The organism is Streptomyces sp. BE303 (assembly GCF_036290945.1).
Lineage (GTDB): Bacteria > Actinomycetota > Actinomycetes > Streptomycetales > Streptomycetaceae > Kitasatospora.
On the sequence record NZ_JAQYWZ010000378.1, the window covers coordinates 1 to 501 of the forward strand.

1 protein-coding gene is annotated in these 501 nt (G+C 73.9%); it reads left to right on the top strand.

The annotated features are described in order from the left end of the window. Positions 1 to 233: 233 nt before the first annotated feature. On the top strand, positions 234 to 501 hold a 268-nt coding region (locus PUR56_RS06250; protein WP_329948157.1), incomplete at its 3' end, for a hypothetical protein.

Here is a 501-nt window from a genome sequence, read left to right on the forward strand (position 1 = left end):
CCCCCCCCCCCCCCCCCCCCCCCCCCCCCCCCCCCCCCCCCCCCCCTCGTTACGGCTACGGCGCCCACCGAGAGCTACCCCGCGATATACACTCTTTCCCTCCACGCCGCTCTTCCGATCTTGCTGCTGGTCGAGCGGTTGTCGTCGGCGCGGGCTGCGGGTCGTCGGGTGCTGGGGGTGGTGCGGGGTACGGCTGTGAACCAGGTCGGTGCGTCGAAGGGTCTGAGGGCGGCGTGGGCGCCGGTCCCACCTGTCCGGACGAGGTCGCGGAGCTGGCCGCCGGGGCCGAGGCCGGCGCCGTGGCAGCAGTGGAACTGCCACTGGCTCCGGTGCTGTTGTCCGGTACGGACGAGGCGTCCCTGCGTGCTCAGGCTAAACAGCTGATCGACAGCGCCGAGGTGGGCGCTGCTCACCCGGTGGCACTCGGCGCGGCGTCGCTCCGCCGTGCCGCGCTCGCTCACCGGGCGGTGGTGCTCGCCGGTGACACCGACGAGCTGATGA